At 30.6% G+C, this 17565-nt stretch carries 15 protein-coding genes; 1 reads left to right on the forward strand and 14 read right to left on the reverse strand.

The window, feature by feature from the left end; translation table 4 throughout:
• Window positions 1–43: 43 nt before the first annotated feature.
• From CXP39_RS02915 to CXP39_RS02960, 10 genes are all read right to left on the reverse strand, one after another.
• Window positions 44–340, reverse strand: a complete 297-nt coding sequence (locus tag CXP39_RS02915; protein ID WP_027048553.1) for a hypothetical protein — start codon at window positions 338–340, stop codon at window positions 44–46.
• Window positions 341–359: 19 nt separating this feature from the next.
• Complete coding sequence (locus tag CXP39_RS02920) at window positions 360–836, reverse strand: PTS sugar transporter subunit IIA (RefSeq protein WP_027048554.1); 477 nt, start codon at window positions 834–836, stop codon at window positions 360–362.
• Between the two features lie 93 nt (window positions 837–929).
• Window positions 930–2651 carry a phosphoenolpyruvate--protein phosphotransferase gene (gene ptsP, locus CXP39_RS02925; protein WP_027048555.1) on the reverse strand — a complete coding sequence of 574 codons (1722 nt, stop codon included), beginning with the start codon at window positions 2649–2651 and terminating at the stop codon, window positions 930–932.
• Between the two features lie 83 nt (window positions 2652–2734).
• Entirely contained in the window at window positions 2735–3088 is a 354-nt protein-coding gene (locus tag CXP39_RS02930) for a hypothetical protein (RefSeq protein WP_027048556.1), read from the reverse strand.
• Window positions 3078–4709 (reverse strand): alpha-amylase family glycosyl hydrolase, encoded by a 1632-nt coding sequence (locus CXP39_RS02935; protein WP_027048557.1) that lies wholly within the window; start codon window positions 4707–4709, stop codon window positions 3078–3080. The genes CXP39_RS02930 and CXP39_RS02935 overlap by 11 nt, the downstream gene beginning before the upstream one ends.
• Window positions 4710–4734: 25 nt before the next feature.
• The gene (locus tag CXP39_RS02940; RefSeq protein ID WP_036256559.1) at window positions 4735–6312 is read right to left on the reverse strand and encodes a PTS transporter subunit EIIC; all 1578 of its coding nucleotides are present in this window, start codon (window positions 6310–6312) and stop codon (window positions 4735–4737) included.
• A gap of 60 nt (window positions 6313–6372) precedes the next feature.
• On the reverse strand, window positions 6373–7320 hold the full coding sequence (locus CXP39_RS02945; protein WP_027048559.1) for a LacI family DNA-binding transcriptional regulator: 948 nt from the start codon (window positions 7318–7320) through the stop codon (window positions 6373–6375).
• A gap of 368 nt (window positions 7321–7688) precedes the next feature.
• Window positions 7689–9794: a PTS fructose transporter subunit IIABC gene (locus tag CXP39_RS02950; protein ID WP_051591902.1), complete on the reverse strand. Its 2106-nt coding sequence runs from the start codon at window positions 9792–9794 to the stop codon at window positions 7689–7691.
• A gap of 12 nt (window positions 9795–9806) precedes the next feature.
• Window positions 9807–10739, reverse strand: a complete 933-nt coding sequence (pfkB, locus tag CXP39_RS02955; RefSeq protein ID WP_027048560.1) for a 1-phosphofructokinase — start codon at window positions 10737–10739, stop codon at window positions 9807–9809.
• A gap of 9 nt (window positions 10740–10748) precedes the next feature.
• Window positions 10749–11444, reverse strand: coding sequence for a DeoR/GlpR family DNA-binding transcription regulator (locus tag CXP39_RS02960; protein ID WP_027048561.1), 696 nt, complete (start codon window positions 11442–11444; stop codon window positions 10749–10751).
• Window positions 11445–11667: 223 nt separating this feature from the next.
• On the opposite strand from CXP39_RS02960, the gene CXP39_RS02965 reads away from it, so the two are divergent.
• A complete protein-coding gene (locus tag CXP39_RS02965; protein WP_027048562.1) occupies window positions 11668–12912 on the forward strand; it encodes an alanine--tRNA ligase-related protein in 1245 nt (414 codons plus the stop codon).
• Between the two features lie 290 nt (window positions 12913–13202).
• Here the strand turns inward: CXP39_RS02965 and CXP39_RS02970 are convergent, their stop codons facing one another.
• The 4 genes from CXP39_RS02970 to thrS form a co-directional block, all read right to left on the reverse strand.
• Window positions 13203–13748, reverse strand: coding sequence for a hypothetical protein (locus CXP39_RS02970; protein WP_027048563.1), 546 nt, complete (start codon window positions 13746–13748; stop codon window positions 13203–13205).
• 91 nt (window positions 13749–13839) lie between these two features.
• The gene (locus tag CXP39_RS02975; RefSeq protein WP_027048564.1) at window positions 13840–14529 is read right to left on the reverse strand and encodes a hypothetical protein; all 690 of its coding nucleotides are present in this window, start codon (window positions 14527–14529) and stop codon (window positions 13840–13842) included.
• Between the two features lie 135 nt (window positions 14530–14664).
• Window positions 14665–15363, reverse strand: coding sequence for a DeoR/GlpR family DNA-binding transcription regulator (locus tag CXP39_RS02980; RefSeq protein WP_027048565.1), 699 nt, complete (start codon window positions 15361–15363; stop codon window positions 14665–14667).
• Between the two features lie 18 nt (window positions 15364–15381).
• Window positions 15382–17313: a threonine--tRNA ligase gene (gene thrS, locus CXP39_RS02985; RefSeq protein ID WP_027048566.1), complete on the reverse strand. Its 1932-nt coding sequence runs from the start codon at window positions 17311–17313 to the stop codon at window positions 15382–15384.
• Window positions 17314–17565 lie beyond the last annotated feature (252 nt).

Here is a 17565-nt window from a genome sequence, read left to right on the forward strand (position 1 = left end):
TTACAAATCCCAATTCAAAATATGAAATAAAAAACTTTAGTTGTTAAACTAAAGTTCCGATTGAAATAGGAATTAATATTAGAGAAGCCAATAAACACGCAAATATTACGAAAATATAAAAATATTGACCTCAAAATTCGAAAACCTTGTATTTTGGAGATACTATTTTAAAATTTTGCTTTTTTTCTCATTCTTTTTTCTTTTTACGATTAATGTATAAAAACCCACAAGCGATTGCCAAAACAATACATAATATTCCAATTACCAACATTGCAATTGCTCCACCATGCGATAAACGCTTTTGTGAAACCTCTATAACAAAAATCATTATCTGGTTCATAAAAATTCTTTCTTAAAATCTATTTTTTTAAAATAGCTACTAAGTCCCCTTTTTTTACTTTTCCAAATTTAACAACTTCAATAGTTTTTCCATTTGTGTTTGTAAAAACAACAGGTGTTTTAATTGATGGAACTGCAGCAGCAACTTCTTTTAAGTTAACTTTAACAAGTTCATCTCCAACTTTAACTTTTTGACCTTGTTCAACTTTTGAATTAAATCCTTTTCCTTCTAAAGTAACAGTATCTAAACCAATATGAATTAATAATTCAATTCCAGCAGCATTTTTAATACCATAAGCATGCTTTGTTGGAAACACAGTTACTAGTTCTCCTTCGATTGGTGCTACAAAAACACCATTTGCAGGAATTACAGCAAATCCGTCACCCATCATTCTTTCTTGAAATACTTCATCTTCTACTAAATCTAAACTAATGATTTCTCCATCAACTGGAGCAAAAATTTCGATTTCTTTTTTCTTTTTGCTAAATAGCCCCATATAATTCTCCCTTGGTTTTTTATTTATAAATATATTTTAACAAAAAAAGACTTTATTAAAAAGTCCTTTTGTTTTTATTAAGTTTAGATCAAATTATTTTGCTGCTAAAAATTCATCAACTAAAGCAAGAACTTCTTCGCTTGTTTCCAAATCTAACGCCTTATTAGCCAATTCCTCAGCCTCTTTTATTTCAATTTTACTCATTAATGAACGCGCACGCAACATTGATGTTGCACTCATTGAAAATGCGTCCAATCCCATTCCTAATAGCAACGGTAAAGCTTGAATATCTCCAGCCATTTCTCCACACATTCCAACTCATCGGTTATTTTTGTGGGCTCCTTCAATTGTCATTTTAATTAAACGTAAAATTGATGGATTTGTTGGTTGATATAAATATGTAACATTTTCACTCATTCGGTCTGCTGCCATTGAATATTGAATTAAATCATTTGTTCCAATTGAAAAGAAATCTGCGTATTTTGAGAATTTGTCAGCACTAATTGCTGCTGCTGGGATTTCTACCATCATTCCAACTTGAACATTTTTATCATAAGCAATTTTTTCTTTATCTAATTCAGCTTTACATTCTTCTACAAATGCTTTAGCATTTTTAAATTCATCAATTGTCGCAATCATTGGAAACATAATTCCTAACTCTCCAAATGCTGAAGCTCTTAACAAAGCACGAATCTGATCTCTAAAAATATCCTTACGGTCTAAAGTAAATCTTATTGCTCGGTAACCTAAAAATGGATTCATTTCATGAGGAAATTCAAAATATGATAATTTTTTGTCTCCACCAATATCTAGTGTACGAATAACTACTAACTTACCGTTCATGGCATCAATAACTTTTTTGTATGACTCAAATTGTTCATCTTCTGTTGGAAAATGATCATTATCCATATATAAAAACTCTGAACGGAATAACCCAATTCCTTCTCCACCATTTTCAAGTACAGATTCAACATCCAATGGAGAACCAATATTAGCTTCAATTAATTTTTCAGCACCATCTTTTGTTAAAGAAGGCAATTCCTTAAATTTAGACAACTCTGCTTTCATATTTGCAAACTCTTTAGCCAATGATTCATATTCTTTAATATTCTCTGCAGATAAATCTAACACGATTTCTCCAGTTGCCCCGTTCAAAGCAAAAACTTCACCATCTTTAACATCTTCAGTAATTGTTTTTAAAGCCAATACTGCTGGAATTTCTAAGCTTCTTGCCATAATAGCAGCGTGTGATGTTCTGCCACCAACATTAGTTGCAAATCCCTTGACAAATTTTTTATCTAATTGTGCAGTTTGTGAAGGTGTTAAATCTTCAGCTACTAAAATTACTTCTTCAGAAATTGTTGACAAATCGACAATTTTAATTCCCATAATATGCTTAATAATTCTTGACGCAACGTCTTTAATATCTGCAGAACGTTCTTGAAAATAATGATCCTCCATTGCTGCAAACATTTCATAATAGTTGTTTGTGATAGTTTGTGCAGCAAATTCTGCATTAACATGATCCTTTTTAATCATAGTTTCAATTTCTTCTTTAATTGCTGGATCAGCTGCAATATCTTTATGTGCTTCGAAAATTGCAGCCTTTTCTTCTCCAAGTTTAACTAAAGTTGATTCCTTCAAACCATTCAGATCGGCTACTGCTTTAACAATAGCATTATCCAATTTAGTAATTTCAGCTTCAACATCTGAAATTGCATGCTTTTTAATAATAATTTGTTCTTCTTTTAATACTAACGCTTTAGCTACGGCTACGCCTTCACTAGCACCAATACCTCTCATTTTTTTACTCATATTCTTTCACCTTACTATACATAATATTATAGAATATTTTCCACTATAATTACAACGATTAGGAATGTTTTTTTAGAATATGACTATCAAAAAATTTTTGTACCATGAAAAACTTTTCGATAACTATACAAACCATACAAAAAAGCAAAAACATTTAGTGTTAAGCCTTCTACAATTACCAACCAAAAAATTAAGCTGCTAATTTTTTCTCTATTATAATAGCCATCAATCTTTATTTTAAAGATTGCGATATAGCAATAAACTAGACTTACAATAACTTGAATAATCACAACAATTAAAAATATTCATCAGTACTGAAAATCTTTAACAACAACCATATAAATGACACCAATGACAAATAGTATTGTCGAAATTAAAGTCACGACAACACTGGAGTTTAGAGCAAACTTGGCATTTTCTCGTGAATTATATCTCATGGGTTACCTTTTGCAAAATAACCAATTGATATGGAGATAATTTTTTAATGTCAAAATTGGCCGTATTGTTATAAATGACTTGAAACTGATTTGGCAACTCTTTTAGTTGTGTTGTTTTATAATTTTCACTTCAGTTTGTTAAAACTCAGATTTCTTCATTACCATATATTCTTTTATACGCATAACTTAGGTCTTCAAAAAACTTTATTGCTCCACAATATAACGGCTTTAAAGTTTTCCTTAAGTTAATAATTTTCTTATAATGATTTAAAATTGAGTTCCCGTCATTATTTTGCTTTTCAACATTTATTGTCAAGTAATTTGCATTTACATATTCACTGCACTTTTCATTTTTGGTAAAGCCTGCAAATCTATTTTCATTTCATTGCATAACACTTCTAGCATTGTCCCTAGCCTTGGAGTTTAATATTTTCAAAACATTATTTGCAGAATATTTTTCCAGCAACTCAGGAATATGCCCAATTGTTTCAACATCGACAAATTCATTTATATTCTTTAGATTTAGGTTTGACATTCCAATTTCTTCGCCTTGATACAGAAATGGTATTCCTTTCATTAAAGCTGTAAATCCAAAGATGGCAGTTGCACTTTCTTTTCAAAATTTTTCTATATTTCCAAAGCGACTAACGGCTCGAGGTTGATCATGATTATTCATAAACAAAGCTAATTCAGCGTGATGCTCTTGATAATATTCTTGTCATTCTTTTACTAAGTCTCAAAACATTTGCAAATCTGGGTTGCTATACGTTCACTTATTGTTATTTATATAGTCAACTTTAAGATGTAAAAAAGTAAATACTGAGTCTAATTGTTCATTATTATCTTTAGCATATTTTGCCGACTTTTCCTTTGTTGTCGATGAGACTTCTCCAACTGTAAAACAGTCTTCAATCTTACTAAAAACTTCCTGATTCATTAGTTGAAAATATTTTTCAATATTGGGACCATCTGTATAAAATTTACGCCCATCGCCTAATTGGTCATCTTCAAAAATTAATGGCTTATCATACAAGTTACATACATCTAATCTAAATCCCTTGATTCCTTTATCTTTTCAAAAGTTTAAAATCTTAATTAGTTCTTGTCTTAATTCCAAATTTTGTCAATTCAAATCCGGTTGCTCCTTAGCAAATAAATGCAAGTAATATTTATTTAGCTTTGGCACAAATTCTCAAGCTGATCCGCCCATTTTACTTTTTCAGTTAGTAGGTGGTTTCCCATTCACAGGATCTTTAAAGATGTAATAGCTCATATACTTATCATCTCCTTGCAAAGCTTTTTGAAATCACTTGTGTTGATCTGAAGTATGATTAAAAACTATGTCTGTAATAATTGAGATATCAAGCATTTTGGCTTTTTCAATTAATAATTCTAGATCTTTTAAGGAACCAAAATCAGAGTTGACTTGACAATAATTCGCTACATCATATCCGCTATCTTTAAATGGCGATTCATAAAAAGGTGAAAGTCAAATTCTCGTAACACCTAATTCTTTTAAATAAGATAGCTTTTTAATAACTCCTTGAAGATTTCCCCTGCCTGTTTTTAAACCATCATTAAAAGTCGGAATAAAGACTTCATATATTAGTTCGTTTTTCACATTCTCTCCTTATTTTTTAAATTAATTATTTTAGTAATTCCGCTGCTTTCATTTCAATGTTAAATTTTTTAAAATAGCTAACTTTTGAAAACAACATTGTTAATGATATCGATAATGCTGTAGTGATAAGCATTGAAATCATAAATCATGTATACCCTGTTCCAATTCATGTATTAACACCAGCAATTTGTGACTCAGCTTGAACATTTAGAATTCCTAGTCAGGCTCCATTACCTGAGTTATAAGCACTTGTTCCTGAAATAACAGCAATTTCTAATCCAACTCCAGTCGCAATTGAAGCTGCTACAAATGGATACATATGTTTTAAATTTACTCCATACATTGCTGGCTCTGTTACACCTAAGTAAGCAGAAACAATTGAGGGAATTCCTACATCTTTGGTTCTTGGATCTTTACGATTAACTAAAATTCAACCAATAACAGCTCCTCCCTGTGCGATTGCTTGTGCACAAGTTCCAATAAACAAGAAGTTTCCACCATTTTGGGCAGTATCCTGAATAAAAATTGCATTAAATAAATGATGCACTCCAGTCAGAACAATTGGTGCATAAGCAAATCCTACAATGAATCCAGAGAAATATTTAGCAATTGGATTTGTAAATGATCATGAAACAGCATAGCCAATTGCTGAAGCAATTACAAATCCAACAGGCCCAACAATAAACATTGCAATCATAAATGTTGGAATAATTGTTACTAGCGGCACTGAAATCTGACTGATATACCCTGGAGAAATTCGTTTAATTCATTTATTTATATGAGCCCCAACAATTCCAATTGCAAATGCTGGAATAACTTGCGCTGTATATTGAATTTTTCAAGGATATTTCATAAATCCTCAGTCGAATGCTGCATCTTTGCCTTGCTTTTGAAGTTCTTTGATAATGTCCCATATTCAAATTGGGGAATCTTTACCTGTTCCTCCAATAACCTCATAAGTATTAATTAGGGGTGGTACCATCAAGCAAAGTCCCACTACTATTCCCAGAACTTGATCAGCTTCCATTTTTCTAAAAATGCTTCAGCAAATATGAACAGGCAATCATCAGAAACATACTTGAGCGGGAATTCATAAAAAGTCATTTAAACCAACTCAAAATTGCCCCTGCTCAACAATTTTTCAGCCATTAAAATCAGCTTCCAAGACATTTCTAAATCCTAAGATGATTCCTCCAGCAACAAGAACAGGGACAATTGGAATAAATACTTCACCTAGAAAATTTAATCCTCTAACAAAAAGATTTCCTTTTTCATTAGCAGCTATTGCTTTGCTTTCTTCTTTAGAAACACTTTTGATTCCTGTTACTTTTACAAATTCTTTAAAGTATTTTTCAACATCAGTTCCAATAATAATTTGAAATTGGCCTGAGGATTTGAAAGTGCCCTTTACGCTAGGCATTTTTTCAACATCACTTTTTTTAATTAAAGCCTCATCTTTGATCACTAATCGTAGTCTAGTTAAACAATGTGCGGCAGAAATTACATTGTCAGAACCACCTAAAAGCTCCAACATTTCTTGAGATCAAGCTATTAAGTCAACTTTAACTGCTTTACTCTTACTTATTTTGTCTTTTTTTTGCATACATTCCTTTCTATTGGAAACGTTTCCAATATAAATAATTATACAAAAAAAATGAAACCATTAAATAATTTCAAAGTTTTTTTTATAAATAAATTTAATATCCAATATTTTTTTAGCAATCTGGCAACCAATTAAAAAGTAATCAACAAAAATTAAATATTCTGCTTTGACTAGCTCACTAGTTCTGCCAACTTTTCCAATATCAGATAAAATGGAAATATTTCTTACACCCTTTTTTGTTAAATAATCATTAACGGTTAACGCTATAGTATGTGTCGCACAAACGTATATGTCAGCAAAATTATTTTTTAAGTGATCTTCAAATTCTTTTTGAATTACCTCAATAGTATTTTTAGATACCACCAATGAAGAAACACTATTATTTTTTGTATTTTCTAAAAATCCTTTTTTACGCATTTTTCCTGTTGTTGTATCTGCATCAGGCAATCCTATATACAATATATTTTGCTTTGAATATTTTTGATCTATTTTTGAAGCTAAATTTTTAAACATTACGTAATCTTCAATTTCATAAGTATCTACATTTTTTATTTTTTTATTGTATGTAACAAGTTTAGTAGTTTTTATAATTGATATTCTTTCTTCTAGTTCTTTAGTAGTGTCTTTTGGCAATAATAAAATTACCGCATACGGGTTTCTTGAGATTAAATAGTTCAAATCTGTTTCATATTGTTTACTATCATCTGATGATATAAATACAAAGAAACTAATATCTTTTTGCTCAAAATAGCTTTTAACACCATTAACTATTTCCATATTTGCTGTTTCATCATTATTAAAGGGCAACATTAAATACACATCTTTGACTTTCTTCTTAATCGAAGAGGCAGCGAAGTTTGGAACATAATCAATTTTCTTTAAAACATCGCCAATTCTTTTTTTTGAAGATTCCGAAATATTGTAGTTATTAAAATATCTAGATACGGTTCCTACTCCCAAGCCAGAAAGCTTAGCAATTTCATGATATGTAATTTTAGTTTTATTCATATTCAACCTCACTTTATAACTATTTATAATTATAATCAACATTTTAAAAATGTTTGTATTTTATATAAAATGACTTTTTATAGAGACCAGATTTTAAAAATAAACTAATTTAACTAATCTTGAATTATGATAATTGATTATGTTTATATTTCAGGTTTTTTGTAATATATTTTGAGTCACTTAATTAACAAATATTATCAAATTCACTTTCAGATTTTTGCTAAAATATTAGCACTTTTTAAAAATTTCAATAAATTTGTTATTGCATTTTTTATTAGCAATATCCAACTTTCTTTATTATAATAATTAAAAATTTTCAATTTTGAGATAAAAAAACAGATGATGAACATCTGTTTTTAGAATAGTAATTATTTGGTAGCCACAACTTTTTTTGTTTCTTTTATAATATATGCTGCGTCAACTACCAGTTTACCTTTTTTAATATCGTTATTTTTTCAGAAACCTAAAATAGTTGCCATAACTACAATTCCAATTACAACTGACATAATGTAAAATACAATACCCATTGCAATCCCTAAGTTACCTTCAAAAAGAAATGATCTTAATAAAGGAAATACTACAACTCCTCCATGAGGTGCTCCAAGTCCAATATTAAATGCTCCCACTAAAACTCCTGTTATAGTTCCACCAATTAAAGCAGATACTGAAATTCTTTTTGGGTCAGAAACCATAAATGGAATTGCTCCTTCAGTAATGAAAAAAGCTCCCATTAATCAGTTGGCCTTAGCTGCATCACGTTCTTTTGCTGTTCATGTTTTTTTGAATAACACAGTACATAAGGCAATTCCTAATGGTGGAATCATTCCACCTGCCATTGCAGCAGCCATAAATACTGATGCTTGATTATATTCAATTCCATTTTGAACTAGTGGAATATATATTCCGCTAGTAGCTGTTGCTCCAACAGTTAATGTCCCTGTAACATAAGCAATTTTATTGATCGGTCCTCCCATATCAATACACATCATCATTCCTAACAATGCTGCTACTAAAACAATTAAGTTTTTATTAGCTAATCATTTTAATCCTTCTTGTAGTCCAAACATTGTATATCCTAAAGGAATGCTCAAAGCAAACATTGCAACTGCAACTCCAATTAGTGATAAAACTGGAACAAACACAATGTCTCTAACTCCTGCAAATGATTTTGGCATTTTTGCCATTCCTTTTGATAAACCAAAGACAATAAAAGCAGCTACATAAGCTCCAACCATTGCTCCAATAAATCCTGATGTTGTTGGAATATTTCCAGGTAAAACTCTTGACCATAAGGCAGATCAAGCATTTTGTGAATCATATTTTCCTCACAAGAATCCACCAGTCCCATCAGCAATTAATCCAGCAATAATTCCTGGCATTAATCCTTGAGGGCCAACTATTGAATAAGCAATATATCCTCCAAGAATTGGTACCATCATCATCATTGCTGTTTTACCAATACCTGATAACATTCCCGCAAATTCGTTAGTTACACCTAATCCACCTCCAGATGCTCCTGTCAATGAATCAATTAAAAATCCAAGTCCTAAGATAATTCCTCCAGCAACAACGAATGGTAGCATACGAGAAACTCCTCCCAAAAGGTTTCCTTTAATATCTTTAAACTTTTTAAGTGAAAATTCACCAGTATCGTCATCACTTGCTGATCCGCCTTTTGCTTCAACAGCCTTAGCTTCAAAGTTAGTAATTAAATCTTTACCATTATAAATGGCATCCTTTGTCGATGTATCTATAACTTTTTTTCCAGTAAATCTTCCCAATCCTTGTAAAGCTTTGTCATGGGCTAAGATAATAACTTTGGCATTATTAACTTCATCTTGAGTTAATTTATCTTCAGTTCCACGACGTCCTTGAGTTTCAATTTTAACTGTCATTCCCAGTTCTTGAGCATACTCAGTTAACTTTTCAGCTGACATATAAGTATGGGCAATACCTGTTGGACATGCTGTAATTCCGACAACATCATAATAACCATTGTCCGACTTTGCATCAGCTTTCGCTGTTTCTTCAACATTAAAATTTTTAATAAATGTGCTAAATGTTTTAGCGTTTCTAAAGTTTTTTTGCAGTTCGGCCTTCATTAAGAAAGTTGATAGTTGAGATAGAGCTGCTAAATGTTCTCCCCCGCCTTCATCATTTGTTGCAATCATAAATATTAAGTCAACTGGTTTATTATCTAAACTTCCTCACTCAATAGGATTTTTTAATGACATAAATGCAATTGTTGGTTCTTTAACCACCTCAGTAATTGCATGGGGTAATCCAATTCCATCTCCAATTCCTGTTGAGTCTTCTTTTTCGCGTTTCAAAATCAACTTTTTAAATTCTGCTTCATTGCTAATAATTTTCTGTTCAGCTAATTGCTGAGTTAGAAAGTTAATAACTTCTTCTTTAGAATTTAGATCTTGTTTAAAAAACGCTGCTTTAGCTTTAAATAGATTTTTAAGTTCCATTGTTTCCTCTTTCTATAGTTTTTCTACACTAATTTCTTTAACGAGTTTTTCAATATCGCTACGTTCTGCTAGCCATTGAGTAAAAGCAGTTGCCGCTCCGCTTGCTGCTCCATACTGTAATGTTGTTTTTAAATCAAATTGTTTATACAAGCCATATGTAAATCCAGCAATCATACTGTCTCCAGACCCAACTGAATTTACTAGAGTTCCTTTTGCAACTCCAACTTTATAAATATCACCATTTTCATCAAAGAAAATACTTCCTTGAGAACCTTGGCTCACAAGCACGTTTCGAGCTCCTAATTTTTTTAATTTATCGACCATAATTTTAGTTTCTTCAAAAGAATACTCTTTAAAGGGTAAGTCCAATATTTCACAAATTTCTTCAATATTTGGTTTGATTAAATATGGTCGAGACTTTAATCCCTCTAGCATTTGTTCTTTTGAAGTATCTAGGATAAATACCGCTTGCTTTTCGGCAGCTATTTCACCAATTTCTTGATATATAGTTGTTGGTGTGCCTTTTGGAATACTTCCAGCAGCTACAACGATATCTCCAGCATCCAGATTTGATGCTAAATATGTTTTTATTTTTGTTAGTAATTCTAAATCAACTTCAATCCCACGTCCATTGATTTCTGTTTCTTGCTTAAGGTTTAAATTTTTAATCTTAAAATTGGTTCTTGTATCGCCATTGTAAAAGAAAAAATGTGTTTTAACATGCAACTCATTAAACTTATCAATAAAATGATGCTGATTTGCTTTTCCCATCAACCCTGTTGATAAAACATTTGCTTTTAAATTGTTCAAAATAATTGACACGTTTATTCCCTTACCACCAATAACAACATAATCCTTATTATAATAATTAGTTTCACCGATATTAAATCCACTGGTCTCAATTATGTGATCTAAGGCCGGATTTAAAGTTATCGTATATATCATGTGTCTCTCCTAACTAATTAATTCAAGTTCATCTGCGGTTGCAAATTTATAAAACGATTTTGAGTTATACTTACTTGAATCTGCCATACCATAAGCCTTTTGTGAGTGCTTAATAATCTCAACTTTGATTTGGGCATGTTCTGAACTTGTTGTAAAAATATCTTGATTTTTGTCAACTGCATTAACTCCCAAAAAACTTTTATCAAAAAAGTAATTTTTTAAAGCCTCAATTGCTTCGTATCCTAAAATAGCGCCTGTAATACTTGTAAATTTTCCACCAAGCAAATAAACATTTGTATGACCATTTTTGGCGAGTTCCTGAACGTTATAAATTGAATTTGTTACAATTGTTAAATTCAGCTTTGGATCTAATAGTTTAGATATATAAAAAGTACTTGAACCAGTATCTAAAAAAATTGATTCGTTTGCTTTAATCATCTTAACAGCTTTTTGAGCTAAGCGCTTTTTTTCTTCAATATTGTATTCAACTTTATTTTCAAATTTATCTTCAACTACCACGTTATTGCTAATTATTTTAGCTCCTCCACGTAGTTTAAGAATTAAGCCGCGCGCTTCCAAATCCGCTAAGTCTCTTCTTAAAGTTGTCATTGGAATATTTAAATCCAATGACAACTTTTCTAAAGACTGAATTTCTGAATTGGATAACTTTTCTAAAATCATTTCATAGCGTTGTTCTTTAATCATGCTTCCTCCTCATTTTTAATTATATTCCAAAATAAACCATTTTAAACCATTTTAGACCATAATTAGAAAAAATATTATATTTTCAACTTTTTCTGGAAAATATTATTGTAAACGGTTCATTAATTATTTTACCTCTTTTTTATTTAGAGACATTTAAGAATAAACATTATGCCATAAATGTTATAAAATGAGAATATTATAATAATTATATTAAGGAGTATATATGATCAAAAATTTTATAGGGTATCATCATTTAAAGGCAGAAACAAAAGTTAAGGATTATAAAAATACGGATAAATTTACATTTTTAATTTTAGAGCAAACATGTTTTTTTGCTGAATCAGCTGGCCAAATAGGAGATTCCGGTATTTTAATTATTAATGGTTTGGAGTATCCTGTACTAGGATTGGTACTAGATAATGATGAAGTTATACACAAAATAGCTTTGGTTAAAGACATTGAAATAAATGTTCCAGTTGTTGCTAAGATTGATGCAGCAAAAAGAAAATTAGTAAGTGCTAACCATTCAGCTGCACATCTTTTATTTGATACTCTTAGAGAGCAATTCCCCTCAAGCATTGGAAAGGGTTATTTTAATGATGAAAATGGATTGAGAATTGATATGTGAATTGAAGAAGAAATGACATCTAATATAATCGAAGCTATTCAAAATATTGTCGCTAATAAAATAGCCTCGAACTCTTCTAAAGAAGAAATTATTACTGATGCGCAAATTGTTCAAAGTGAATATAATTTGGATATTTCTTTTGGAAATAAGGAGCTTAAAGGTGAACTACGAATTGTTAAGTTTGGCGACGTATCAATTCAGCTTTGCAGTGGAACTCATGTCGATAATACTAGCGATATTCCTGACTTTTATATTTACAATTTCGAAAGCAAAGGAAACAATGTTTATCGTTTTTATGCTAAAACATCGCTTGAGCAAATTGAACAAGCAATTAAACAAACTTTAGAACAAGAACAGGAAGAAATTAAAGCTTTGACGGACAAATACGAAATGACAAAATCAAAAATGTCTAATTTGGAAATTGAAAGTCTAATAAGCGCTATTGCTACAAAAGAATTATCTAAAGCAACTTTTTTTCAATGAAAAACTAATTTAATTTTGCTGAAAAGCAAAATTAAAGAGCACTACATTCAGTTTGAGAAAATTAAAAGAGATAATTACATTCAAAAGTATAGTGAAGCAGCATTTGTAAATATTGATAATATTAATTATTTGGAAATTAAAGATGATACCATGGAAATTAAAGATATGAATTTTGTTGCTGATTGATTAATGAAAAGCAATTCAAATGCTTTAATAGAATTGGTTAATTTAAATTCTAAAATTTACTTATGTAAATCAAATAGCTCCAAAAGTGCAATTGAGACTATGAAAAATCATGCTTCCTTAAGTATTAAAGGCGGAGGCAATGAAAAAACTGCACAAGGAAAAATTACTTAAAAAAATAAGTTAAAGCTGTTTTTTATTTTTGTTAGGCTTCCAAAATATTGACACTAAAGTTTTTGGCTTACAAATATGAATCCATTCTGATATATAAAAGTTGTGTGGTATTTTGCTTTTTCAAACATTTGCCTTGCGATAAGTTTTTTTTACATTACAAGTTTTTAGGTATTACCATTTTATGTGAAATTACAAATGATGATCAATATTTTTCATCAATCTAAATATTTTTTATAACTAAATATTGAGCAAAAAACTTGGCTAAAATATGAGTCAAGTTTTTTTACTTCTTATAATTTTATCAAAATTGACTTATCTGGAATGTCCAAATTTTTTTGACAGTTTTTTATCGCTTGGATAAATTTTTGCTTATGCGATTGTGGGATTACTAGCGCCAAAGCTTTTATTTTTTCTTCAACTTCTGTTTTAGATTCAAAAATCAGTGGAGTGAAATGAGCAATTTTGTTGCGTAACTCACGTATCATTTCTAAATTTTCTTTTGTCTCATATTCAAGATTGGCATGCGTTTTAATAATTATTTGATTAATTTCGTTTAAACTTGTTTTAGTATTTTTTTCTAAAAAGTTCTCCAATGTGTAGTCATCGTCAAGCTTATTATCAATAACTCTTGCTTTAAGCATATCTTCAACCAACCCAATGTAATGATATAGATCATATCGTAAACGAAGATCATAGCGAATTGCTGATGCAACACAACTATAATTAAAATTATTTAATTGTCTAGCAATGTAATGATAATATTCCTTGCCCTTCAAATAAGCATATTTCTCATATTCATACTTTTCTTGATCGTTTTTAAAAATTATTTCGCACATGCTAATCTCCTACTTTTGTTTATAAATAAAACTACAAGCTATTGCTTGTAGTTCCAAAATCAATTTACAGTCATTTTATTTTTTTATTAAACTATTGATGTGTAAATTTAAATTCAAGTTCATTTCCAATATTGGTTCAACTTCTCGCATTAGACAATGACCACTTTGGGTTAATATATGAACCAACATATCATACAAGTCTTATTTTCCCTTCATCATATCAATCTGGGTAATATCCTAACGCTGAGTATTCTCTATAATCTAAAACTGCAAGTCCATCTGCTCATTCGTGAGTAGCAATTCGTTTTAACGAATCTTCAACTCAATCAGATGGTCATAATGGATAAATAAGTGATAGACCTTTATTTTCAGTGTAATCACGCTTTGCAAATGCACTTCAAGGATAGAAAACATCTCCACCTCAAGTTACTTGAGATGATTTTTTGCCTCCTTGGAAATTATTTGAAACTTTTATTGATACATTTTTGTCAATAATAGATGGAACATCGAAATCTGTTTTAATTTCATAATATTTATATGAGAATGATGGGCTTCCAACAGCAGTTGAACTATTATAAAAAAATTCATTAGCTCCTGTTTTATTTAATTTATACTTATAGGTTTCTACTTTGTCACTAGAACTAACAAGTTCTAATTTATTATCATCAAGTTTATCTTCATTTTGAACTTGATCTTTTCCGTCTATTCCATAGCTAATTGCTGTCGGAATTCCAGCAATTCCTAGCGATACAACGCTTATAGATGTTAATAATTTTTTCATAAAATTCCCTCTTTTATAAATCACTAATGATTCTCATTAGCATACCTTCATATTATCATTGTGAAATTAAAATAAATAAAAAAGGCCATTTTTTTTAAAAAAAGACCTCTTAATTTTGCTATATAATTTTTAAATTTAGTTTGTAATGATTTTAATTCTTTTAGGATTTGGAAATTCATAACATGTTTTAAAATTAAATTTTGATTTGTCAACCAGTCCATAAACCACTTGTGATTTTGCGAATAAAGCTTCCTTTATTTTAATAAATTTTAAGTTTAACAAATATATTTTTCCATCACAATATCCGTCAATTCCAATAAAACATTTATCAATCTTATATCCAAGTACTTGCTCAACAGCTTCAGCGCCAACAATCGTTCCCGTGAATGGATCATAAGTTCCTCCCAAAATCGAAATATTTTTGTGACCTGCTTCAGCCAAAACTTGAAGATTCATAGCAGAACTTGTAACAATTTTCAAATTTAATTTTGGATCTAATTGCTTTGCAAAATAGTAAACTGTTGAACCACCATCCATGAAAATTGTCTCATTTGGTTTTACAAGAGTTGCCGCTCGTTTTGCAATTGCTTTTTTTGCAGCAATATTCAATTTAATTTTTTCATCAATGTAGTATTCTTGAGGAATATCAGGATTTGCTGTTGCAATTACTCCACCATGCATTTTGTATATCTTCCCTATTCCATGAAGATGGTTTAAATCTCGACGTAATGTAGTGAATGGAATTTTCAGATCAGTCGCAATTAAATTAGTTGAAATAATGCTTTTTCCCTGCAAATATTTCAGGATCAGTTCATACCTTTGCTCTTTTATCATTTTTATTCTCTTAGTTACTTATTGCTTAGAAGCAATTTCTTTTTTAATTATATCAATAAATTGCTGTTGCGAAATGGTTACTTGATTTTCACTTCCATAACGTCTAAAAGTTACAGTTTGATTTTGAGTTTCAAGATTTCCGATCACTAGTTGAAACGGAACCTTGTGAGTCTGAGCATCACGAATTTTGTAGCTCAAACGTTCATCACGCAGATCAATATGCGATCTGATCATTTCTTTTTTAAATATTTGACGCAGTTGCTCAGCATAGTCAAAGTTTTCAGAATTTCCAATTGGAATAATCTCAACTTGATTTGGAGCTAGCCATAAAGGTAAAACTCCCTTAGTTTGTTCTAGCAAAGTTGCGATGAAACGTTCATAGGTTCCAATAAGACCACGGTGAATCATAATTGGCGTTTGATATTCTTGATTTTGGTCAACATAGGTTACATCAAATTTTCGAGGCAACAAAAAGTCTAATTGTATTGTTGATACTGTGATTTCATGATTCTGAGCTGTCTTAATTTGGATATCTAATTTTGGTCCATAAAAGGCCGCTTCTCCCACACATTTTTTGTACTCTAAATTTAACTCATCCAACACAGCCTCCAAAGCGGCTTCAGCATCATTTCACATCTTATCGTCTTGAAAGTATTTATTTTTATCTTGGGGGTCACGAAGTGAAAAACTTAAGTAATCAATTTCAATATTAAATGTCGTTAAAACTTCACTAATTAATTTATAAATCTGTTTAAATTCAGTTGCCAATTGATCTGGGCGAACAAAGATATGTGAATCAGTTAGCTCCATCCCGCGAACACGTTCCAATCCTGTTAATGAACCTGATGATTCATAGCGGTGCTGAATTGCATGTTCAGCAATACGTATCGGCAACTCGCGATATGAATGTTGCTCTTGCTTGTAAACTGCAATATGATGAGGACAATTCATTGGACGAAGAACAAATTGCTCTTCGCTCCCATTTCCACCACTAAATGGTTGAAACATATCTTCACCATAATGATCTCAATGTCCAGATGTACGATACAAATCCACAGATCCAATGACCGGAGTTGTTACATGAACATAGTCATATTCCCATTCTTTTAATTTCAAATAAGTTTTAATTTCATCTTTTATAATTGTTCCATTGGGCATTCATAAAGGTAGACCCGGGCCAACTAAATTATCAAATCCAAAGATATTCAATTGTTTATTAATTAAACGGTGGTCTCGACTTCGACGCTCTTCAATCATGGCCTTTTTTTCATCTAAGCTAATTTGGTTAATTCCACACATTCCGTGAACTCTTTGTAGCATTACATTTTCAGAATCATTTAATCAGTATGAACCAGTCAATTGTTGAATATCAATTACTTTCATCACCTTAATATCAGTTATGATTCCACCAATAACAACTGCTTTTATATCACATAATGTATAAACTGGGACGTAACCAAAAGTTTCATTTGCTTGTTGAGCCAAATGCAATTGGTATGGGTTATGTGCAAACTCCTTTTCAGCCTGAGCCATTGTCATTTTACTTGACTTAATTGTTTCAAGTTTCAAAATATTATTGACCTCTGCCTGAATTGATTCTAGTTGTTCCAAGCCAATTCTTGGTTCAACTTCAAACGTAATTGCAAACTCCTTTTCATCAGCATTATAATATGTTTCTGCTAAATTAGCTTTGTATAATTTGGCAATTGCAATTCCAGTAATCAATGCTGATGTCATATTCATATAATCATCAAAATACTCACTACGAGTAGTTACTAATTCTAAATTTACATCTTTATCTACAACAAAATCCGCTGAAACAAAAACACCATTAACTTTCGCACCAACTGTAGATTTTCCCAATGAAATTGCAATACTTGAAGCAATTTCCTTAACTGACAATGCTTGATCGAATTCTTTAAATGAACCGTCTAATAATTTGATTTTCATGTTTTCTCCTTTAAATAAATAAAATTCGCTCCACATATAGGAGCGAATTTATCGCGGTACCATCCTAATTTATAACCATTGGCTACATCTTAATTAAGCTTAACGCGCCTTACGTAACATATTTACTTGGTAGTAATCTTAATCATATCCCATTGACTTGCACCAACCGTCAATTCTCTTATAGGCCTTTGATAAAAATCTTGTCCAAATGTTATTTTTTATTTAATTAACTTTATTTTAATATTAACTTTA

This window comes from Mesoplasma syrphidae (assembly GCF_002843565.1).
Lineage (GTDB): Bacteria > Bacillota_I > Bacilli_A > Mycoplasmatales > Mycoplasmataceae > Tullyiplasma > Tullyiplasma syrphidae.